This is a genomic window from Sphingomonas sp. NFR04 (assembly GCF_900114095.1).
Taxonomy (GTDB): Bacteria; Pseudomonadota; Alphaproteobacteria; order Sphingomonadales; family Sphingomonadaceae; genus Sphingomonas.
Genome location: NZ_FORV01000007.1, coordinates 129,844 through 151,807 on the forward strand (window position 1 = coordinate 129,844; position 21,964 = coordinate 151,807).

17 protein-coding genes are annotated in these 21,964 nt (G+C 67.4%); 8 read left to right on the forward strand and 9 right to left on the reverse strand.

The features are described 5' to 3' along the window. Positions 1–59 precede the first annotated feature (59 nt). Entirely contained in the window at positions 60–848 is a 789-nt protein-coding gene (locus BM009_RS18295; protein WP_093298394.1) for a TorF family putative porin, read from the forward strand. Between the two features lie 283 nt (positions 849–1,131). Here the strand turns inward: BM009_RS18295 and BM009_RS18300 are convergent, their stop codons facing one another. From BM009_RS18300 to BM009_RS18330, 7 genes are all read right to left on the reverse strand, one after another. After that, complete coding sequence (locus BM009_RS18300) at positions 1,132–1,545, reverse strand: DUF3035 domain-containing protein (RefSeq protein WP_093298395.1); 414 nt, start codon at positions 1,543–1,545, stop codon at positions 1,132–1,134. Then, complete coding sequence (lspA, locus tag BM009_RS18305) at positions 1,538–2,059, reverse strand: signal peptidase II (protein WP_093298397.1); 522 nt, start codon at positions 2,057–2,059, stop codon at positions 1,538–1,540. The genes BM009_RS18300 and lspA overlap by 8 nt, the downstream gene beginning before the upstream one ends. Further along, on the reverse strand, positions 2,059–4,971 hold the full coding sequence (ileS, locus tag BM009_RS18310; protein WP_093298398.1) for an isoleucine--tRNA ligase: 2,913 nt from the start codon (positions 4,969–4,971) through the stop codon (positions 2,059–2,061). Before ileS ends, lspA begins: the two co-directional genes overlap by 1 nt. A 194-nt stretch (positions 4,972–5,165) precedes the next feature. Continuing rightward, positions 5,166–5,933: a class I SAM-dependent methyltransferase gene (locus BM009_RS18315; protein WP_093298400.1), complete on the reverse strand. Its 768-nt coding sequence runs from the start codon at positions 5,931–5,933 to the stop codon at positions 5,166–5,168. A gap of 2 nt (positions 5,934–5,935) precedes the next feature. Continuing rightward, positions 5,936–7,063, reverse strand: coding sequence for a peptide chain release factor 2 (gene prfB, locus BM009_RS18320; protein WP_093298401.1), 1,128 nt, complete (start codon positions 7,061–7,063; stop codon positions 5,936–5,938). 81 nt (positions 7,064–7,144) lie between these two features. Continuing rightward, entirely contained in the window at positions 7,145–9,646 is a 2,502-nt protein-coding gene (locus tag BM009_RS18325) for a penicillin-binding protein 1A (RefSeq protein WP_093298403.1), read from the reverse strand. 65 nt (positions 9,647–9,711) lie between these two features. Then, a complete protein-coding gene (locus tag BM009_RS18330) occupies positions 9,712–10,605 on the reverse strand; it encodes an N-acetylmuramoyl-L-alanine amidase family protein (protein WP_254772356.1) in 894 nt (297 codons plus the stop codon). Positions 10,606–11,107: 502 nt separating this feature from the next. Here BM009_RS18330 and BM009_RS18335 point away from each other — a divergent pair. The 5 genes from BM009_RS18335 (at position 11,108) to BM009_RS18355 (ending at position 17,993) form a co-directional block, all read left to right on the forward strand. Beyond that, positions 11,108–13,783 (forward strand): Rne/Rng family ribonuclease, encoded by a 2,676-nt coding sequence (locus BM009_RS18335; RefSeq protein ID WP_217644218.1) that lies wholly within the window; start codon positions 11,108–11,110, stop codon positions 13,781–13,783. A gap of 105 nt (positions 13,784–13,888) precedes the next feature. Beyond that, positions 13,889–15,268: a M48 family metalloprotease gene (locus BM009_RS18340; protein WP_093298406.1), complete on the forward strand. Its 1,380-nt coding sequence runs from the start codon at positions 13,889–13,891 to the stop codon at positions 15,266–15,268. Continuing rightward, entirely contained in the window at positions 15,268–16,032 is a 765-nt protein-coding gene (locus tag BM009_RS18345; RefSeq protein ID WP_093298407.1) for a DsbA family protein, read from the forward strand. Before BM009_RS18340 ends, BM009_RS18345 begins: the two co-directional genes overlap by 1 nt. A 267-nt stretch (positions 16,033–16,299) precedes the next feature. Then, complete coding sequence (locus BM009_RS18350) at positions 16,300–17,226, forward strand: ABC transporter ATP-binding protein (protein WP_093298408.1); 927 nt, start codon at positions 16,300–16,302, stop codon at positions 17,224–17,226. Continuing rightward, the gene (locus tag BM009_RS18355; protein ID WP_010543114.1) at positions 17,223–17,993 is read left to right on the forward strand and encodes an ABC transporter permease; all 771 of its coding nucleotides are present in this window, start codon (positions 17,223–17,225) and stop codon (positions 17,991–17,993) included. Before BM009_RS18350 ends, BM009_RS18355 begins: the two co-directional genes overlap by 4 nt. 134 nt (positions 17,994–18,127) lie before the next feature. Here the strand turns inward: BM009_RS18355 and BM009_RS18360 are convergent, their stop codons facing one another. Both BM009_RS18360 and glpX read right to left on the reverse strand, forming a co-directional pair. Next, positions 18,128–19,975, reverse strand: a complete 1,848-nt coding sequence (locus BM009_RS18360; RefSeq protein WP_093298410.1) for a CocE/NonD family hydrolase — start codon at positions 19,973–19,975, stop codon at positions 18,128–18,130. A gap of 83 nt (positions 19,976–20,058) precedes the next feature. Continuing rightward, on the reverse strand, positions 20,059–21,027 hold the full coding sequence (glpX, locus tag BM009_RS18365) for a class II fructose-bisphosphatase (protein WP_093298411.1): 969 nt from the start codon (positions 21,025–21,027) through the stop codon (positions 20,059–20,061). 157 nt (positions 21,028–21,184) lie between these two features. On the opposite strand from glpX, the gene BM009_RS18370 reads away from it, so the two are divergent. Beyond that, complete coding sequence (locus BM009_RS18370; RefSeq protein WP_254772350.1) at positions 21,185–21,541, forward strand: hypothetical protein; 357 nt, start codon at positions 21,185–21,187, stop codon at positions 21,539–21,541. 79 nt (positions 21,542–21,620) lie between these two features. Next, positions 21,621–21,950 (forward strand): hypothetical protein, encoded by a 330-nt coding sequence (locus tag BM009_RS18375; RefSeq protein ID WP_093298413.1) that lies wholly within the window; start codon positions 21,621–21,623, stop codon positions 21,948–21,950. Positions 21,951–21,964 lie beyond the last annotated feature (14 nt).

A 21,964-nucleotide genomic window follows, 5' to 3' on the forward strand; every position in this document is an offset into this window, starting at 1 on the left:
CGATGCGATGCCGATTGCAGCAGGTGAGGGACCCTTTAGTTTCAAATGAAAGGGATTCCATGCGCTTCTCCTCGATCAGCCTCGGCGTGCTGCTGCTCGCCACGACCGCGCCCGCATTCGCGCAGGAAACGGCCCCGGCCCCGGCGATCACGCTGAACGGCACCGCGACGGTGATCAGCGACTACAAGTTCCGCGGCATCTCGCAGACCGATCGCAACTTCGCCGTGCAGGGCGGCCTGACGGTCACCCACGAAACGGGCTTCTACGTCTCCGCCTGGGGCTCCTCGATCGACGACTATGTCACCGTCCATGGCAGCGCGCACCAGGAGCTCGATCTGATCGCGGGCTACAAGCACAGCTTCAAGAACGGCGTGACCGTCGATGTCGGCGCGCTCTATTATGTCTATCCGGGCACACGCCCGGGCTTCACCGGCGACAAGAGCTCGTCGGACTTCATCGAGCCCTATGCCTCGGTTTCCTATGCGATCGGCCCGGTCACCGCGAAGGGCACGGTCAACTATGCGCCCAAGCAGAAGGCGCTGGCGATCGACCAAGGCCAGAGCGGGCTGCTGAAGAACGAGGACAATGTCTATATCGCCGGCGACGTCTCCGCCGCGATCCCGAAGACGCCGTTCAGCCTCACCGGACACCTCGGCCACACCTTCGGGCCGAGCTGGCTGTCGGGCCCGACCTCCGAATATACTGACTGGGCGCTCGGCGCGGCGGTTACCTGGAAGAACCTGACGCTCGGCGTGTCCTATGTCGACACCGACACCACTTTCATCACGCCGACCGGCAAGGATGCGGCCAAGGGCAGCGTGCTGGGATCGATCGGCGTCAGCTTCTGATCGCACGCCTTGAGGCTGGGGCGCGGGAGTGGCGGGGGCCGCTCCCGATTGCCTCTCCAGAGCTAGCAGCCCGCGCTCCCCTCCCGCTTGCGGGAGGGGGCGGGGGAGGGGCTGACGCGGACGCTCAGGGTTGAGGGCGTCGCCAGGCGATCGCCATCCCCTCCCCTGGCCCCTCCCGCAAGCGGGAGGGGAACGCACATCTCAGGCGTAGCCTGCCCCCAAACGAAAAGCGCCGGCCCGCATCGTGCGGACCGGCGCTTTTTCTTGCGCGAAACGGCAGCGGTTACTGCGGCGTCTTGACGCTCGCATCCTTGTTATCGCCCTGGGGCGACTTGAGGATGTCCTGCGTCGTGCGGCCCTTGTCGACCACGGTGGTCGACGGGCTGCCGGCATTGCTGCGCACGCCGGCATCGGCGCTGGCGGCACCGGCCTGATCGAGCGTCGCGGTCTCGGCCGGGCTGCGTGCCGCGGTGCCGCCGAACAGCGCCTCCAGCGCCTGGTCGGAGGGGTTGGTATCCTGCGGGCGCGCCGCACCCGGCTGGGGCGGACGCAGCGAGAAATCGGGCGGGATCACCAGCGGCGCCTGGCGGGCCACCGCGAACTCGTCCGGACGCGCCCGATCATACCCCTTCTTGCCGCACGCCGAGAGCGAGGCCACCAGGGCGACGCCGGTCGCGACGAGGATCAACTTACGCATTGAATTTCTTCTCCACAGGGGCAGGCGACTTGGGGTTCTTGTCGCGAACGAGCAGGGCACGAAGCAGCAGGATCACCACGCCGATGGTAATCGCGGCATCGGCCACGTTGAAGACCAAAAAGGGGCGCCACTCGCCGAAATGCAGATCGGCGAAATCGACGACATAGCCGAGGCGGCTGCGATCGAGGATATTGCCGCACGCCCCGCCCAGCACCAGGCCGAGCGCGACGACATCGCCGGTCTTCTTCTCGCGCAGCATCCACACGCACACGCCGATGGCGATGCACGCGGTCATCAGCACCAGCAGCCAGCGCATCGTCGGGCTGTTGGCCGAGAGCAGGCCCAGCGACACGCCGATATTCTTGACGAAACGCAGGTCGAAGATCGGCAGCAGCGTCATCGAGTCATTCTGCACCACCAGCCCCAGCGGGCCGGTGACGATGTACTTGGTCAGCTGGTCGAGCACGAACACGGCCAGCGCCGCGGCGAAGCCATAGAGGCGAACCTGCTTCATCACGACACCACCTCTGCGCAACGGTCGCACAATGCCCCATCCTGCGTCACTTCGGGAAGATGGCGCCAGCACCGGCCGCATTTGTGGCGATCGGTGGGCGTGACCGTGACATCGGCCGCCTGATCCACCTTCGACACGATGAACAGCTCGGTGAGCTCCTCGGCCGGCATCGGCAGCGTCGGCACGGTCACTTCGGCCTCGAGGCTGGAGCGAACCTTCTTCTCGCGGCGATAGGGCTCGATCGCCTCGGTGACGGTCTGGCGCAGCGCGCGGATCGCCGTCCAGTCATGCTCGACCGAGGCGCCCTCCGGCAGCACCGGCCATTCCAGCTCGTGGACCGACCCGTCCTCGCTCGGATAGCGGCTCTGCCACACTTCCTCGGCGGTGAAGGCGAGGATCGGCGCGGCGTAGCGGACCAGCGCGTGGAACAGCACGTCCAGCACGGTGCGATAGGCGCGGCGCTTGGGGTCGCTCTCCGCATCGCAATAGAGGCAGTCCTTGCGGATATCGAAGAAGAAGGCCGAGAGGTCCTCGTTCATGAAGTCGCCGAGCGCGCGCGCATAGCGATTGAACTCGAACGCCTCCGCCGCCGACCGCAGCTCGGCATCCAGCGCCGCCAGCTTGTGGAGCACATAGCGCTCCAGCTCGGGCATGTCGGCCACCGCCACCTTCTCACCCTCGTCGAACCCGTCGAGCGCGCCGAGCAGATAGCGGAAGGTGTTGCGGATCTTGCGGTACGCGTCGCCGGTGCCGGCCAGCACTTCTTTGCCGATGCGGACGTCGTCGAAATAATCGGTCTGCGAGACCCAGAGGCGCAGGATGTCCGCGCCGCTCTCGCCGATGATCTTCAAGGGATCGACCACGTTGCCGAGCGACTTGGACATCTTCTTGCCCTGGCCGTCGAGCGCGAAGCCATGGGTGAGCACCGCGTCATAGGGCGCCCGGCCGCGCGTGCCCGAGGATTCGAGCAGCGACGACTGGAACCAGCCGCGATGCTGGTCCGAGCCTTCGAGATAGAGGTTGGCGCGAACGCCCTCGCCGTAGCGCGCCTCGATCACGAAGCTGTGGGTCGAGCCGCTGTCGAACCACACGTCGAGAATGTCGGTGACGACCTCATAGTCCTCGGCCGCATAGTCGGGGCCGAGCAGCGCCTGGTGGTCGGCCTGGAACCAGGCATCGGCCCCGCCGGCGCGGAAGGCATCGAGAATGCGGGCGTTGACCGCGGGATCGCGGAGATAGTCGCCGGTGGCGCGGTTGACGTAGAGCGCGATCGGCACGCCCCAGGCGCGCTGGCGGCTGATCACCCAGTCCGGGCGCCCCTCCACCATCGCGCGGATGCGGTTGATCGAGCGCTCGGGCACCCAGCGGGTGCGTTCGATCGAATCGAGCGCGATTTCGCGGAGCGTGGGGGCGTTGCTTTCCGCTCCCCCTCCCGCCCGCGGGAGGGGGCTGGGGGGTGGGCCCCCGGCATCCGCGAGCGCATCACCGGTGGAGAGCGAGGGCCCACCCCCGGCCCCTCCCGCAAGCGGGAGGGGAGTGGGACGGTCCATCGGGATGAACCACTGCGGGGTCGCCCGGAAGATGATCTTCGCCTTGCTCCGCCAGCTGTGCGGATAGCTGTGCTGGAAGTCGTCCGAGGCGGCGAGCAGCGCGCCCGCCGCGCGCAGGTCCGAACAGATCGGGCCTTCGGCGCTGGTGAACTTCTTGTTGATCACCGATCCCTGGCCGCCGAGCCACAGCCAATCGGCGCGGTACATGCCGGCGCCGTCGACCGCGAACACCGGATCGATGCCGTGCGCCTTGCACAGCAGGAAGTCGTCCTCGCCATGATCCGGCGCCATATGGACGAGGCCGGTACCCGCATCGGTGGTGACGAAGTCGCCGGGCAGGAACGGCCGCGGCTTGGCGAAGAACCCGCCGAGCGCGTGCATCGGGTGGCGGGCGACGGCGCCTTCCAGCTTCGAACCCTGGATGGAGGCGAGCGCGGTCACCGTGCCCGGCGTGTCGCCGATCCTGACGACCACCGGGTGCCCGATCCGGGCGCCGAAGCTGTCCAGCAGATCCTTCGCGATCAGCAGCGTGTTGGTTCCGCCCGCCATCTCATCAAAGCGGACGAGGAGATATTCCACCTCCGGCCCATACGCCAACGCCTGGTTCACCGGGATCGTCCACGGCGTGGTCGTCCAGATTACCGCATGCGCACCGACCAGCTCGGGCGCGTTCGGCGCCTCGGTGATCTCGAATGCCACGTCGATCTGGGTCGAGGTGATGTCCTCGTACTCGACCTCGGCCTCGGCCAGCGCGGTCTTCTCCACCGGGGACCACATCACCGGCTTGGCGCCGCGATAGAGCTGGCCGCTCTCGGCGAACTTCAAGAGCTCGCCGGCGATCCGCGCCTCGGCGTCGAACTTCATGGTGAGATAGGGATCGTCCCAGTCGCCCAGGATGCCGAGCCGCTCGAACTGGCCGCGCTGCACCGCCACCCATTTCTCGGCATAGGCGCGGCATTCGGCGCGGAAGGCGACGGGGTCGACCTCGTCCTTGTTGAGCTTCTTGGCGCGGTACGCTTCCTCGACCTTCCACTCGATCGGCAGGCCGTGGCAGTCCCAGCCGGGGACGTAGGGCGCGTCCTTGCCCATCAGGCTCTGCGAGCGGACGACGATGTCCTTCAGGATCTTGTTGAGCGCATGGCCCATGTGAATGTCGCCATTCGCATAGGGGGGGCCGTCGTGCAGGATGAACCGCTCGCGGCCGGCGCGGGCCTCGCGCAGCTTCTGGTAGAGGCTAATCTTCGCCCAGCGCTCGAGGATGGCGGGTTCCTTGGCGGCAAGCCCGGCCTTCATCGGAAAATCGGTCTTCGGCAGGAAGACGGTGTCGCGCCAGTCGCGCTGGGTGTCGGTTGCGTCAGTCATGGGTCGCGCGGGATTAGCCGGTGTGCGCGGGGAAGTCATCCCTGCTGTTAGATTGCTCTCAGGGAGGCCTCTTAAGCCCCTCCCCTTCAGGGGAGGGGTTGGGGTGGGGCTGTGTCTCACCGAGACCAACCAGCGTTCTGGAATCCCTCCACCCCCAAACCCCTCCTCCCAAGAGGAGGGGCTAAGAAGATGAGTTACTCGTGCGCGCCGTTGGGCTTCGGCGTCACCGCCTTGGCGTGCGCGCCGGACTTGCAGGCGCGGATCGTCTCCGGCTCGGGCCGTTCGCCGCGTGCCTCGAACACCGCCATGTATCCGCCCGCCGAGGGCATCGGCAGCATCGAGACCTGCGCATAGCCCACCGCGGCGAACTCGCACTTGAGCAGCGTCGGCGGCGTCCCGTGATTCTCGGTCGGGCGATCGGCGTCGACCACAATCACCTGCCCGCCCGGCGCCAGCGACGGGCGCAGCCGCCAGAGGAATTCGTAGGGCGATTCGATCTCGTGGTACATGTGCACCATCAGCACGCGGTCGAAGCTGTTCTCGGGCAGCCGCGGATCGGCGGGCAGGCCCAGCCGCACGCTGACATTATCCAGCTTCTCGCGCACCACGCGGGTGGCGAGCGCGCTGATATAGTCGGGAACGATGTCCTCGGCGACCACCCGCCCCTTGGCGCCGACGCGCTGGCCGAGGCGGATCGTGTAATAGCCCTCGCCCGCGCCGATATCCGCCACGGTCATGCCGGGCTTGATGCCGGCCAGGTCCATCACCTTGCCGGCCTCGTTCAGCCGGTCGCGCTCTTCCTCGCTCGACCAGCGCGACGAGACGATCGTCGCCACCGGCCGGTCCGCCGCCGGGAAACCCGAATTGGCCGGATCATGGCTCTCGTTGCGCACCGCCCGCGGACTGCCGTCGCACGCCGCCAGCAGCAGCGTCACGCCGAGCAGCAGGGGCCGCGCGCGCAAGCTCAATCGACATCCTCCACTGCGACGGCCTCGCCCGTCACGCGCTGTGCTAGCGCGGCGGCCATGAAGCTGTCGAGATCGCCGTCGAGCACGTCGCTCGGCGCGGTGGAGGTGACGCCGGTGCGCAGGTCCTTTACCAGCTGGTACGGCTGGAGCACGTAGGAGCGGATCTGGTGCCCCCAGCCGATATCGGTCTTGGTGGCGTTCTGCGCGTCGGCCACCGCCTCGCGCTCGGCCAGCTCGCGCTCGTACAGGCGGGCGCGGAGCTGGTTGAACGCCTCGGCGCGGTTCTTGTGCTGCGAACGCTGATTCTGGCACTGCACCACAATACCGGTCGGCAAGTGGGTGATGCGCACCGCCGAATCGGTGGTGTTGATGTGCTGCCCGCCCGCGCCCGAGGCGCGATAGGTGTCGATCCGCAGCTCGCTCTCGTTGATCTCGATCTCGATATTGTCGTCGATCACCGGATAGACCCAGACCGAGGCGAAGCTGGTCTGGCGGCGCGCGTTCGAATCGAACGGGCTGATGCGGACCAGGCGGTGCACGCCGCTCTCTGTCTTGGCATAGCCGTACGCGTTCTCGCCCTTGAACAGCAACGTCGCGGACTTGATGCCCGCCTGTTCACCGGCGTGGTAATCGACCAGCTCGACCTTGTAGCCGTGGCGCTCGGCCCAGCGCGTGTACATGCGCTGGAGCATTTCGGCCCAGTCGTTCGATTCGGTGCCGCCGGCGCCGGCATTGATCTCGACATAGGTGTCGTTGGGATCGGCCTCGCCCGAGAGCAGCGCCTTGACCTTGTCGGCGTCGGAGCGCTCGGCCAGCTGGCGCAGGCTCTCGGTGCCGTCGACCGCCATTTCCTCGTCGCCCTCGGCCTCGGCCATCTCGATCAGCTCGACCGTGTCGCTCAGCTCGCTCTCGATCGCGCGGGTGGCGCTGATCGATTCGTCGAGGCGGCGACGCTCGCGCATCACATCCTGCGCCTTCTTGGCGTCGTTCCACAGCGTCGGATCCTCGACGCGCGCGTTCAGCTCGTCGAGACGGCGCAGCGCGCGGTCCCAGTCGAGCGAGCGGCGGAGCAGCGCAAGCGCGCTGTTGATCTTGTCGACATATGCCTGCGCTTCAGCGCGCATGTTCCAAACCTTCCGAAGTAACCGCTGGCCGCATCCCAGACGATGCGGCGATCTCATGCCATATAGGGTGCGGCGGCCTCGCTAGTAGATTCCGCCCTGTTGTTGCAAGAAGTCGCTATCGCCCTGGCGATCGGCTTTGCGCTGTACCGGCGCTGCCGCGGCGGGTGCCGCTTCGGTATTGGCGGTACGGCGGGTGCGGCGCGGATCGCTGTCCGGGCGGAAGGCCTCCCAGATGATCGAGGAGAGCGGATCGTCGGTCGGCCAGCCGCCCTGCACCGGCCGCCCGCTGCCGCGATCGATGCGCACCATGCGGATCCCCGGCGGCGCGACGAAGGGCAACGGATCCAGCCCTTCATAGGCGGGCACCGCGAACTCCTTGAAGATCGGCGCGGCGATCGAGCCGCCCTGCGCATAGCCACCGAGGTTCGAGGGCGTGTCGTAGCCGAGATAGAGGCCGCCGATCATCTGCGGGGTGCCGCCGACGAACCACACGTCGGTGGGGCCCGTCGTCGTGCCGGTCTTGCCCATCATCGGGCGGTTCAGGTCACGCAGCACCGTCGCGGTGCCGCGCTGGACCACGCCCTCGGTGATATGGACCATCTGATAGGCGACCATCGGATCGATCACCTGCCGCGCGCGGACGATCGGGCGCGGCATGGCCTTGCCGTCCCAGTCGCGCGCGTTGCAGCCGGAGCAGGCGCGCCAGCCGGCGGGGAAGATCACTCGGCCGCGGCGATCCTGGACGAAGTCGATCAGCGTCGGGTTGAGCGCGCGGCCCTGGTTCACCAGGATCGAATAGGCGTTGACCATGCGCAGCACCGTCGTCTCGCCCGCGCCCAGCGCATAGGAGAGATAGGGCGGCAGCCGGTTCTTGGAGACGCCGAGCCGCTGGATCGTGTCGACCACCTTGTCCATGCCGGTGGCGTTGGCGATCTGCACCGTCATCAGGTTGCGCGACTGTTCGATGCCCCAGCGCAGCGTGTGCGGGCCGGCGCCGCGGGCATTGCCGAAGTTGCGGAAGCACTTCTGGCCGAGCCCCGCGCCCTGCCAGACGCAGAAGGGCCCGTCGACGACGATCGAGGCGGGCGTCATCCCGTTCTCGAGCGCGGAAGCATAGACGATCGGCTTGATCGTCGATCCCGGCTGGCGGGTCGCCTGCGTCGCGCGGTTGAACGCCTGGAGGCGCGAGTCGAAACCGCCCTGCATCGCAAGGATGCGGCCGGTGGAGGGATCCTCGACGACCATGCCGCCCGACACCCTGGGCACGCTGCGCAGGCTCCAGTTGCCACCCTCCGGCGCAACAGCGAGGATGTCGCCGACCTTGATCGCGTCGAAGGCGTGGCCGCCCTTGCCGCGGATCGGCATCTGCGCGGCGCTTTCCGGCAGCGTGCCGGTGTCGCCATCGTCGAAGCCGAGCTGGACGCTGCGCGAATCGCGCGCGATCACTACGGCGGCGCGCCAATTGTCGTAGTCGACGCCGATGTTCCTGGAGACGAAGGCCGAATACCAGCCATCGCCTTCGAACGGCACCTTGCCGAGCGGGCCGGACCAACCGCGCCCGCGCTCATAGCGCAGCAGCCCGTCGCGCAACGCCCGCTGCGCATAGGCCTGGAGCTTCGGGTCGAGCGAGCTGCGGATCCACAGGCCACCGTCATAGACGCTGTATGGCCCGTCCTCGCGCTTCTCGCCGAACTGGCGGGCGAGCTGGCGGCGGACTTCCTCGACGAAATAGCCGCCGACCCGCTCGAAGCGCGGGGTCTGGCGCGGCACGGTGCCGAGCGGCGCGGCAACCGCCTCGTCATGCTGCGCCTGGTTGATGAAGCCGTTGCGCAGCATTTCGCCGAGCACCCAGTTTCGGCGATCGAGCGCGCGCTGGGTGTTGCGGTCGGGGTCGTAATTGGCCGGGCCCTTGGGCAGGATCGCCAGGTAGGCCATCTGGGCAAGGCTCAGCTTGTCGAGGGGCTTGCCGAAATAGGCATCGCTCGCCGCCGCCACGCCGCCCGAATTACGCCCCAGCTCGATGGCGTTGAGGTACAATTCCATGATCTGCGGCTTGGACAGCGTGTCCTCGATCCGCCAAGCGAGGATCGCTTCCTTGAGCTTGCGGGTGTAGCTCGCCTCGTTGCCCACCGCGAGATTCTTGGCGACCTGCTGGGTGATGGTGGAGGTGCCGCGCGGCGTCTTGCCGCGGATGATCCCCTCGCCCGCCGCGCGCACCAGGCCCGGGAAATCGAGCCCGTGGTGCGAGAAGAAGGTGCGGTCCTCGGCCGCCATGAACGCGCGGACCAGCAGCGGCGGGAACTCGTTGTAGCTCAGCTGCACGCGGCGCATCTGGGCATAAGCGTGGATCGGCGCGCCGTCGGCGGAGCGTACATAGCTCGGCAACTGCGGCTCGTAGCTGCGCAGCTTGTTGACCGAGGGCAGGTCGCGCGCGACGAGCAGCCAGACGGCGAACACCAGCAGCCCGGCGAGCAGCGCCAGGATCGCAAGGGTGCGGAACCACCAGCGCCGCCGCAGCCGCGCCCAGCGGCCGGGCGTGCGTTCGTTGGGCTGGGGAATTGGGGGAGTGTCGCCGTCGGCCATGCGGCGCGCGGTGTAGCACCTTTTCGGGCGGAAGAAAGGGAGCCGCGCCCGGGCCTTGTCCCGCGTCAGCGCGTGGCGAGGTAGATTTCGGTCGCCCGGCGCACCGCTGCGGCGAGCCGTGCACGCCCCTCGGCCGAACCGAGCGCCTGCGCATCCTCGGCATTGGAGACATAGCCGAGCTCGAACAGCACCGAGGGCATGTCCGGCGCCTTGAGCACCATCAGCGCCGCCATCCGCCGCGGTCGCGCATGCAGCCGCATCGCCGGCGCGACCTCGCGGGCGAGCAGGTCGGCATAGCGGGCAGACACGCCCATGGTGCGGCGCTGCGCGAGGTCGATCAGCAGCGAGGCGATATCGGCGCGCTCGCTCCCCAGGTCGACGCCGGCGAGCAGATCGGCGCGATTCTCGCGTGCCGCCATCCGCGCCGCTTCCTTGTCGGATGCGACGTCGGACAGGGTGTAGAGCGTGCCGCCCGACGCCAGCGGATCGGCCGCGCTGTCGCAGTGGAGCGAGAGGAACAGCGCTGCGCCCAGCCGGCGGCCGATTTCGGTGCGCTGCTGCAGCGGCACATACGAATCATCGTCGCGCGTCATCGCCACCCGCACCCGGCCAGAAGCGAGCAGTGCGTCGCGGATCGCGCGCGCGGCTTCCAGCGTCAGCGCCTTTTCGGTGATGCCGTCGATGCCCGGCGCGCCGGGGTCGCGTCCGCCATGGCCGGGGTCGAGCACTACCAGCGGGAGCCCGGCAGCGCCCTGCACGCGCGGCAGCGGCGCGCCCTTTGCCGCCACCGGCTCGGGCATGGCGAGGCTGACGCTATAGTCCTCGGCGCGCCAGGCGAAGCGCGGCCCCGCATCGTTCTCGAGAGGGACGACCAGCGCGCCCGCGTCCAACCGGACATGCTCGGCGAGGCCGGTCCAGCCGGGCAGACCGGTCAGCCAGCCGGCGATCAGGAACAACATCCAGGACACGCCGCCGCTATGCCGCGCCGCCCCGCGGCCGGTCCAGCCTCCAAATCGAACCGGAGGACTTGGTTAACCGGATGCGAAGAACCATTTGCTAGGGGGAGGGATCGAAATCCTCCCAAATGCTTTGTGGCGCGCGGGGGAACCAAATCTTCCAAAGCCGAGCCGGTTGCCGCAACGACATAGCGGTGCTAGGCAGGATATGCTTCCGGCACTGCGCCGGATCAGGCACGCGACGCTTCTTTTGTCGCGACAGTTCAGGTTGACGTTCGCATGAGGCAATTTCCCCACCGTCCGCATCGCCAGGCCTTCGCGGCCGGCAGCGTGGCGATGGTGGAGCAAGGGGACCGCTGGTCCGCTCGTGCCCGTGCAGCAACAGCAGTTTTTGAAACCCGCGCCACCCGGATCGGCCTCGCCGATCGTCTGGGGCGCTTCTTGTATCGCGCGCTCGCGCCCCATTCCCTCGAGGAACTGTGCCGGCGCGCCCGGAGAATCATCAATGACCATGCGTATGCTGATCGACGCACGCCACCGGGAAGAAACCCGCGTGGCCGTCGTCAAAGGGAATCGAATCGAGGAATTTGACTTCGAGTCCGCTGAGCGCAAGCAGCTCAAGGGCAATATCTATCTCGCGAAGGTGACCCGCGTCGAACCGTCGCTGCAGGCGGCCTTCGTCGATTACGGCGGCAACCGCCACGGTTTCCTCGCCTTCTCGGAAATCCATCCCGACTATTACCAGATCCCCAAGGAAGACCGCGAAGCCCTGCTGCGCGAAGAGGCCGAGCATGCCGCGCAGGAAGCCGCGCTGCGCGAAGCCGATGGGGATGACGACGACGATCACCACGATCACGACCATGATCACGACGACCATGAAGACGGCGTCGAGATGGTCGAGCGTGGCCATGACGAAGAGGAAGCCGCGGAAGGCGAGGAAGCCCCGCAGGGCGGCCGCCGCCGTCGCGGTCGTGGCGGCAATGGCGACGAAGCCGAGGCGCTCCGCCAGCGCCGCATGAACCTGCGTCGCCGCTACAAGATCCAGGACGTGATCCGGCGTCGCCAGGTGCTGCTGGTCCAGGTCGTCAAGGAAGAGCGCGGCAACAAGGGCGCGGCGCTGACCACCTATCTCAGCCTCGCCGGCCGCTATTGCGTGCTGATGCCGAACACCGCGCATGGCGGCGGCATCTCGCGCAAGATCAACTCGGCCGCCGATCGCAAGCGCCTCAAGGGCATCATGGCGGACCTCAAGCTGCCCGCCTCGATGGGCTGCATCGTCCGCACCGCCGGCCTCCAGCGCACCAAGACCGAGATCAAGCGCGACTTCGACTATCTCGCCCGGCTGTGGGACGAGATTCGCGAACGCACCCTCACCTCGTCGGCACCCGCGCTCGTCTATGGCGACAGCGACCTGATGAAGCGGGCGATCCGCGACATCTACAATCGCGACATCGACGAGGTGATCGTCGAGGGCGAGGAAGGCTATCGCCAGGCCAAGGACTTCATGAAGCTCCTGATGCCCAGCCATGCCCGCAAGGTGAAGCAATATGCCGATGCGGTGCCGCTGTTCCAGCGCGCGGGCGTCGAGGAGCAGCTGTCGGCGATGTACCACCCGGTGGTGCAGCTGAAGTCCGGCGGCTATCTGGTGATCAACCCGACCGAGGCGCTGGTCTCGATCGACATCAACTCGGGCCGTTCGACGCGCGAGCACAATATCGAGCAGACCGCGACGGCGACCAACCTCGAAGCCGCCCAGGAAATCGCCCGCCAGCTCCGCCTGCGCGACATGGCGGGCCTGGTCGTGATCGACTTCATCGACATGGATCATTCGTCCAACGTCCGTAAGGTCGAGAAGGCGATGAAGGAGGCGCTGAAGAACGATCGCGCCCGCATCCAGGTCGGCCGCATCTCGCCCTTCGGCCTGATGGAAATGAGCCGCCAGCGCCTGCGCACCGGCGTGCTCGAAGCCTCCACCCGCACCTGCCCGCATTGCGAAGGCACCGGCCTGGTCCGCACGGCCTCGTCGGCGGGCCTGTCGGCGCTGCGCATGATCGAGGACGAGGCCGCCCGCGGCCGCGGTTCGCAGATCCTGCTGCGCGCCAGCCAGGAAGCCGCCTTCTACGTGCTCAACAAGAAGCGCGGCGAGCTGGCCGAGATCGAGGATCGCTACGGCGTGCTGGTCGAGGTCGAAGCGGACGGCGAGCTGGAAGGCGCGCGGATGACGGTGGAGGCCTCGGGCCCGCCGCCGGCCTATGCGCCCAAGATCGAGCCGCTGATCGAGGAGCCGGAAGAGGACTTCGTCGAGGAGATCGAGGAAGAGGAAGAAGAGTTCGAGGCCGAGGCGGAAGCAACCGAAGCCGCCGAGCCGCGCGAGCGTGGCGAACGCCCGGAGCGTGGCGAGCGTGACGGCGAAGGCCGCGGCAAGCGCCGTCGTCGTCGCCGTGGCCGCGGGCGCCGTCGCGAGGAAGGCGAAGGCCAGGACGAGCAGGTCGAGGCCGACGGCATTGAAGGCGATGTTGAGGGCGAGGCCGACGAGGCCGAGCCGGCCGAGGTTGAGGCAACTGCCGAAACCGAGGAAACCGCAGCTCAGCGCGAGGAAGGTGAGCGCAACCGCAAGCGCCGTCGTCGCGGCCGTCGCGGCGGTCGTCGCGGTGCCGGTGAAGAGGGTGCCGAGCAGGCAACCGACGACGCCGGTGAGGCGGCCGAGGCGGAAGCCGAAGCGCCCGTCGCCGCGCCCGAGCCGGTCGCCGAAGCAGCCCCTGCACCCGCAGCGGTAGAGGCCGAGGCGGAAGCGCCGGCCAAGCCGAAGCGCACGCGTCGCAAGAAGGCCGACGTCGAGGCGGAGGCCGCCCCGGCCGCCGTCGAGGCACCCGCCGAGGAAGCCCCGGCCAAGCCGAAGCGCACCCGTCGCAAGAAGGCGGACGTCGAGGCGGAAGCCGCACCGGCCGTCGTCGAGGCACCCGCCGAGGAGGCGCCGGCCAAGCCGAAGCGCACCCGTCGCAAGAAGGCGGACGTCGCAGCCGAAGCTGCCCCCGAGGCACCCGCCGTCGAGGCGCCGGTTGCGCAGGACGCACCCGCGGCCGTCGAGGATGCGGCTGCCGAGGAAGGCTCCACCGGCGAAGGCTCCAACGAGGAAGGCCAGCCCCGTCGCGGATGGTGGCAGCGGACGTTCGGCGCCTGAGGAAGATCCCCGGCGCGGCCGCTCACGCCGCGCCGGGGCTTTCAGTATAGGTTCAGGGCCTCATTGCCAGGGCAGCCCTTTGAACGAGTCCCCGGGAGTAGGATCATGGCGCGCATCCACCGACTGGCCACGCTGCTCGCGATGCTCTGCCTCGCCGCCTTCGCCTCGCGCCCGGCGATGGCGCAATCGGTGCTCCGCGACGCCGAGACCGAGGCCTTGCTGGCCGACATGGCCAAGCCGCTGTTCACCGCCGCCGGGCTCAACCCCGCCAACGGGAAGGTGGTGCTGATCGGCGATCCGTCGATCAACGCCTTCGTCGCGGGCGGGCAGATCGTCTATGTCAATGCCGGCCTGATCGACGCGGCGGATACCGCCAATCAGGTCCAGGGCGTCGTCGCCCACGAAATCGGCCATATCGTCGGTGGGCACGCGGTGTTCCAGCGCGACGGCGGCTATGGCAACATCTCGATCCTCAGCCTCCTGCTCGGCGCCGCGGCGATGGCCGCCGGCTCGGCCGAAGCGGGTACCGGCATCCTGATGGCCGGCCAGCGCGCCGCGATCGGCAAGTATCTCGCCTATAGCCGCGTGCAGGAATCCTCGGCCGACGCGGCCGGGGTGCGCTTCCTCAACACCGCGGGCATCACCGGCAAGGGCATGCTCAGCTTCTTCGACAAGCTGACGCAGGAAATGCATCGCTACGGCTATTACAGCACCGATCCCGAAGTCGATCCCTTCGCGCAGACCCACCCGATGTCGCAGGATCGCGTGCAGACGCTGAAGGCCGATCTCGAAAACTCGCCGAACTGGACCAAGCCGCTCGACCCCGATCTCGAACGCCGCTTCAAGCGCGTCCAGGCCAAGCTCCGCGGCTATACCAACGATCCCAAGAAGACGCTGCGCATCTATCCGCAGAGCGACCAGTCGATCCCCGCGCATTATGCCCGCGCCTATGCCTATCACCAGTCGGGCTATCCCGAGCAGGCGGCGGCCGAGACGGCGGCGCTGGTGAAGCTGGCGCCGAACGATCCCTATTTTCTCGAGCTGCAGGGCCAGATCCTGCTCGAATCGGGCCAGCCCCAGGCCTCGCTGGAGCCGCTGCGCAAGGCGACCCAGCTCTCGAACAACGCGCCGCTGATCGCCAGCACCTTCGGCCACGCGCTGGTTGCGACCGAGGACAAGGCGAACCTCAAGGAAGCCGAGCAGGTGCTGCGCGATTCGCTCACCCGCGACCGCGACAACCCCTTCGCCTGGATCAACCTGGGCACGGTCTATGATCGCAAGGGCGACGAGCCGCGCACCGCGCTCGCCACCGCCGAGCGGGCGAATCTGATCGGCGATGCGCGCACCGCGATGGTCAGCGCGCGGCGGGCGATGGGGGGCCTGCCGCAGGGCTCGCCCGAATGGATCCGCGCGCAGGACATCGCGATGGTCTCCGAACAGGCGATGAAGGACGACAAGCGCAACAAGGGACGCAATCTCCAATAATGACGCGATCGAGGCTCTTTTTTGCCAGCGCGCTGCTGCTGGCCGCGGTCCTCGGTGGCCTGGTGGTGCTCGGGTTGCAGGCGATGCTGCCGGGAATCGGCGGCAACAAGGCGCAGGTGGAGCGGATCGTCCATAGCTATCTGCTCGAGAATCCGTCGATCCTGCGCGACATGATGGAGAAGCTCCAGCAGCAGGAAGCTGCCGAGGCGCAAAAGGCGCAGGACGGCGCGCAGGCGGCCGTCCCCGCCGCGCTGCCGGCGCTGACCACCCCCTTCGCCAGCGCCTGGGCGGGCAACCCCAACGGCGACGTCACCGTCACCGTGTTTATGGACTATGCCTGCGGCTATTGCCGGGCGAGCCTGCCGGGTCTTGCCGAGCTGATCGCCAAGGATTCGAACGTCCGCGTGGTCTACCGCGAATATCCGGTGCTGGGCGAGGCGAGCGTCGTCGCCGCGCGCTTCGCGCTGGCCGCCGCGCAGCAGGGCAAGTTCCGCGCCTTCCACGACGCGCTGTTCGCCAGCGACGGGCCGAGCAATGCCTCGATCAGCGACGCGCTGACCAAGGCGGGTCTCGATTTGGCCGCGACACAAAGGCTGGCCAACAGCGACGCGATCGCCAGGGAAATCGACGCCAACCACCGGCTTGGCGTCAAGCTGGCGATGAACGGCACGCCCGCCTGGGTGGTCGGCAAGCAGATCCTGTACGGCGCGCGCGACTATCAGGCGCTGGTCGACGCCGTCGCGATCGCGCGCAAGGCGAAGTAAGGGCCCCGCCCAAAGCTGAAAGCGTATCCTCCCCCGCCAGGGGGAGGTGGGCCGCGAAGCGGGTCGGAGGGGGAGGATGCCAGAACGATAGCGGCGTGCTTCCTCCCCCTCCGTCAGGCCTTCGGCCTGCCACCTCCCCCTGGCGGGGGAGGAAACCCTTGTGGGCGGAGGAGGAAGCGCTTGAAACGAAAGCGATTGGCGACACACCTTGCCCCAGGATGAACGCCACCCTAGCTATCGAGCTCCTTCCGGCCGGGGCCACCATCCATGCAACCCATCCTGTCGCTACGCCAGGTCAGCAAGACCTACGCGTCGGGCCATACCGCGCTCGACCATGTCGACCTCGACATCCACAAGGGCGAGATCTTCGCCCTGCTCGGGCCGAACGGCGCGGGCAAGACCACGCTCATCTCGATCATCTGTGGCATCGTCACGCCCAGCACCGGCACCATCCTGGTCGACGGGCATGACGCGATCCGCCAGCCGCGCGCGGCGCGCTCCAAGATCGGCCTGGTGCCGCAGGAAATCGCGGTCGACATGTTCTCGCGCGTCGGCTCGGCTGCCCGCTATTCGCGCGGGCTGTTCGGCAAGGCGCCCGACAACGCTTATTGCGACCAGCTCCTCAAGGACCTGTCGCTGTGGGACAAGCGCGACGCCAAGATCATGGAGCTTTCCGGCGGCATGAAGCGCCGGGTGATGATCGCCAAGGCGCTGAGCCACGAGCCCGACATCCTGTTCCTCGACGAGCCGACCGCCGGCGTCGACGTCGAGCTGCGCCGCGACATGTGGAAGCTGATCGGCCGCCTGCGCGACCGCGGCACCACCATCATCCTGACCACCCACTATATCGAGGAGGCCGAGGAAATGGCCGACCGGGTGGGCGTGATCAACAAGGGCAAGCTGCTGCTGGTCGAGGAAAAGACCGCGCTGATGAAGAAGCTCGGCAAGCGCGAGCTGGACCTCAGCCTGGTCGAGCCGCTCGCCGCCATCCCCGCCGAACTCGGCGAATGGCAGCTGAGCCTGGCCGACGAGGGCCACAAGCTGCGCTACACCTTCGACGCGCAGGCCGAGCGCACCGGCATCCCGTCGCTGCTGCGCAAGCTGCACGACCTGAACATCGCCTTCAAGGATCTCGACACGTCCAAGTCGAGCCTGGAGGACATCTTCGTCGACCTGGTGGGGGCACAGGCATGAACGGCATCAATTTTCCCGGCATCTGGGCGATCTACAAGTTCGAGATGGCCCGCACGATCCGCACGCTCTGGCAGTCGATCGCGACGCCGGTGATCACCACCTCGCTCTATTTCGTCGTGTTCGGCGGGGCGATCGGCAGCCGGATCGATGCGATCCACGGGGTGAATTACGGCAGCTTCCTGGTGCCGGGCCTGATCATGCTGTCGCTGCTGATGCAAAGCATCGCCAATGCCTCGATCGGCATCTACTTCCCCAAATTCACCGGCACGGTGTTCGAGCTGCTCTCCGCGCCGATCTCGGCGATCGAGCTGGTGGTGGGGTTCGTGGGGGCTGCTGCGACCAAGTCGGTCGTGATCGGGCTGATCATCCTCGCCACCTCGGCGCTGTTCGTGCCGCTGCGGGTGGACCATCCGGCGGCGATGCTCGCCTTCCTGGTGCTGACCGCGGTGACGTTCAGCATGTTCGGCTTCATCATCGGCATCTGGGCGAAGAGCTTCGAGCAGCTCAACATCGTGCCCTCGCTGCTGGTGACCCCGCTGACCTTTCTCGGCGGCGCCTTCTACTCGATCGACATGCTGCCCGAGCCCTGGCACACGGTGAGCCTGTTCAACCCGGTCGTGTATCTGGTGAGCGGCTTCCGCTGGAGCTTCTTCGGGCACGGCGATGTCGGCATCGCCTGGAGCCTGGGCTTTACGGGGGTGTTCCTGCTGCTGTGCCTGGGGCTGATCGTGTGGATCTTCCGCACCGGGTACCGGCTGAAGAACTAAAAGATCAAACTTAAGCCCCTCCTCCTTGGAGGAGGGGTTTGGGGGTGGAGGGATTCCAGAACGCCTGTTGATCTCGGTGAGACTCTGCCCCACCCCAACCCCTCCCCTGAAGGGGAGGGGCTTAGAACGTCAGCCTACTTCACCACCGGCAGCGTCACCACCGATCCCGTGCACACCCGCTGCGTCGCCTTGCGATAGTCCTCCGCCTTCGCCTTGTAGATGTTCGGCACGAAGGTTTGCGGGTTGCGGTCGATCACCGGGAACCAGCTCGACTGGACCTGCACCATGATGCGGTGGCCCTTCTTGAACACATGGTCGTGGTCGCGCAGCGGGAAGTCCCAGGCGGTCACCTGGTCGGGCACCAGCGGCGTCGCCTGCTCGAAGCTCTTGAGATAGCGGCCGCGGCGGATCTCCATCGCGATCGGCAGCTCATAGCCGTTGAGGCCCTTGGCGTACGCGCCCAGCGCGGTCGGGGCCTTCTCATAATCTTCCGGGAACACGTCGATCAGCTTGACGACAAAGTCGCTGTCGGTGCCGCTGGTCGAGGCCATCAGCTTGGCGGTGACCTCGCCCGTCACCGTCAGGTCATTCTCCAGCGGCGCGGAGACATAGCTGAGCACGTCGGGCCGGTCGTCGACGAAGCGCTGGTCCTCGGCTTCCCACCAGCGCCAGTCGGGCGTGGCATAGGTGGCGGACATCGGCCGCGGGCGGAACGGCACGGGTCGCGCCGGATCGCTGACATAATCGCGGCACCCCTCGCCTGCCGCCGGGGCGGTGAAGCTGAGTGCACCATCGGCATGCAGGTACAAGTTCGTCGCCTGGGCATTGGCGAGCGGGTAGGTCTGGTACGTCTTCCACTGCCACGAGCCCGACTGGAAGCTCTTGAGCGCGAAGTCGGGCCTGGTGCCGGTGCCGTGCAGCCAATAGGCGAAGAACGGCGCCTCGACCTGCTCGATGAACTGGGTGCCGCTGTCGACGCCAAACGGGATGCGGCCCAGGCTGTTGGCCGGCGACTGCCACACGCCGTGCGCCCAGGGGCCCGCGACCATATGCGACAGCTTGTTCGGATCGTTGGCGCGCTGCTTTTCCCAGATCTTCCAGCTGCCCCAGGGATCCTCCTGGTCCCAATAGCCGGCGACGTTGAGCGTCGGCACGGTGGTCTTGCCAAGCGTGTTCGACCAGACCTGCTTCTTCCAGTGATCGTCATAATCGGGATGCTCGATCATCTCGCGGAAGCGCGGCACCCGGCCCTTGAAATACTTTTTCTCGATCTCGTCGGGCGAGCCGGCGTGGAGGAACCAGTCATAGGTGTCGTAACGGTCGTACAGGTCGATGCCGGCATTGGTCTTGTCGGCCTGGAGGCTGTTCACCCAGTCGCTGGCATAGGTGAGCCGCATCGCGCCCCAGCGGTGAAGATCGTCGTTCTTCCAATAGTCGATCCACGCCGCCTGAGGGCTGGTCGCCTTGAGCGCTGGATGCGGCTTGGCGAGCGCGATCGCGGCGGTGAAGCCGGGATAGGAAACGCCCCACATGCCGACCTTGCCGTTGTTTGGGCGGACGTTCTTCACCAGCCAGTCGATCGAATCATAAGCGTCGGTCGCCTCGTCGACGGCGCCCTTGCCGGTCTTCACTTCGGTGGAGAGGGTGAAGGGGCCGCCTTCGGACTTGAAGCGGCCGCGCATGTCCTGGAACACGAAGATATAGCCGTCGCGCACCAGCGGCGCCCAGCTGTTCGGCACGCGCCCAGGCGCGGCGTCGGGCGAACCATAGGGGCTGCGCTGGAACAGGATCGGCAGCGGGCCGGTGACGCCCTTGGGCCGCAGGATGACGGTGTGGAGCTTCACCCCGTCGCGCATCGGGATCATCGCCTCTTCGAAGGTGAAGGGCGCGTCGGCTGCAGTGGGAGCGCTCTGGGGGGGCGCAGCGACCGCGAGAGGGGCGGCAAGCGCCGCAAGTGCTACCGTAACCAGCCAGTGCCGCATGTTCGTCGATCCCCCTTGAAGCGAGGGTGACTTGGTGCGGCAAGACGCCGCCGGGATCAAGCCGGCGGCGCCGCTCTTACCGGTTAGTCGATGCGGTGTTCGCCCTTCACCCAGCGCACCGTGCCCGAGCTGGCGCGCATCACCACGCTCTCGGTGGTCATCTTGCCCTTCACCCGCTTCACGCCGGCGAGCAGCGAGCCGTCGGTGACGCCGGTCGCCGCGAAGATGCAGTCGCCCTTGGCGAGTTCCTCGAGCACATAGACCTTGTCGAGATCCTCGATGCCCCACTTCGCCGCGCGGGCGCGCTCGTCGTCGTTGCGAAAGACGAGACGGCCCTGGAACTGGCCGCCGACGCAGCGCAGCGCCGCACAGGCGAGCACGCCCTCGGGTGCACCGCCCTGCCCCATGTACACATCGATGGTGGTCGTCGGATCGGTGGTGGCGATCACGCCCGCCACGTCGCCGTCGGGGATCAGCATGATGCCGCAGCCGATGCCGCGCAGTTCGGCGATCAGCTTCTCGTGGCGCGGGCGATCGAGCACGCAGGCGATGATCTCGCTCGGCTTCACGCCCTTGGCGGCGGCGATCGCCTCGACATTCTCGGTCGGGGTCTTGGTGAGGTCGATCACGCCCTGCGGATAGCCCGGGCCGACCGCGATCTTGTCCATGTACACGTCGGGCGCGTTGAGCAGGTTGCCCTCCTCCGCCACCGCCAGCACCGCCAGCGCGTTCGGGCCGGCCTTGGCGGTGATCGTGGTGCCTTCCAGCGGATCGAGCGCGATGTCGATCTTCGGGCCCTTGCCGATCGCGGAGCCCACCTTCTCGCCGATATAGAGCATCGGCGCCTCGTCGCGCTCGCCCTCGCCGATCACCACGGTGCCGTCCATGTAGAGCTGATTGAGCGCCTCGCGCATCGCCTCGACGGCGGCGGCATCGGCGGCCTTCTCGTCGCCGCGGCCTACCAGGCTGGAGGCGGAGATCGCCGCCGCTTCGGTGACGCGCACCATTTCGAGCACGAGGACACGGTCGAGAACATGGCTTGCGTTCGGCATCGGCTGGGGATTCCCTTTACGATTTGTGCACCGCGATAGGGGGCCGGTTCCGCCCTGTCGAGCGGTGCTAGCGTTGTCAGGCCTTACGCCAAAGACCTTTAGTGATTCACGCCGAGCTTTGGGTTATGATTGCGTGGAATGGCGGGGGATTGACACGATGTTGCTGCCCATATTGCTGCTGGTTGCCCAACAAGATGCCGTGTCAACGCTGCTGGCGGACTATCGCGCGCGGACGCAGGCAGAAATTCCATGTCGAACGCCCGCGGACCAGAGCGAGATCGTCGTCTGTTCGCGTCGCGAAGCAGACCGGTATCGGGTTTCCTTCGTCACCCCCGATCTTGGCAAGGATTCCGATGCGGCGCGGCTCAACCGGCTGATCGGCGATCCCGTCCAGCAGGGCATCACGCCCTGCGGCGAAGGCGCATTCACGGTGAAATGTGGCGCGGTGGGGCTCACCGCCACCATGGGCATGGACGGCACGGCCAAGGTGCAGCGGCGCGAACTCGCGCCCTGAACGCGGCAAACAGAATGCAGGGCTGCGCAACCAGCCACGCAACGGCGCGTTGCTTTGTCGGAACACGACAGGAGGGCGTATGTTGTTGATTGCATTGGCGCTTCATAGCGCCACCATGGCCGGCAAGATGCGTACGGTGGCAGTGGCACCGCCGCGCGTGGTGCGTGCGACGCTCAAACGGTCGGCGCGGCCGCACCCGCACCTTTCGCCGCTGATCAGCGCATGCGACATCGATCGCGACTGCGGGGCCCGCCAGGCGCGTAGCCACTTTCGCCTGACGGGCACGCAGGAGCCGCTGGTCGACCGCAAGCTCGAGATGGTCCGCGCCGCGCAAGGACCGAGTTGCAACCGCACCGGCATGCCGGTGTGCCCCGGCAGCGGGCAGCAGTTGCTCAAGCTGAGCTACTGAGCCGCCGCCACGCA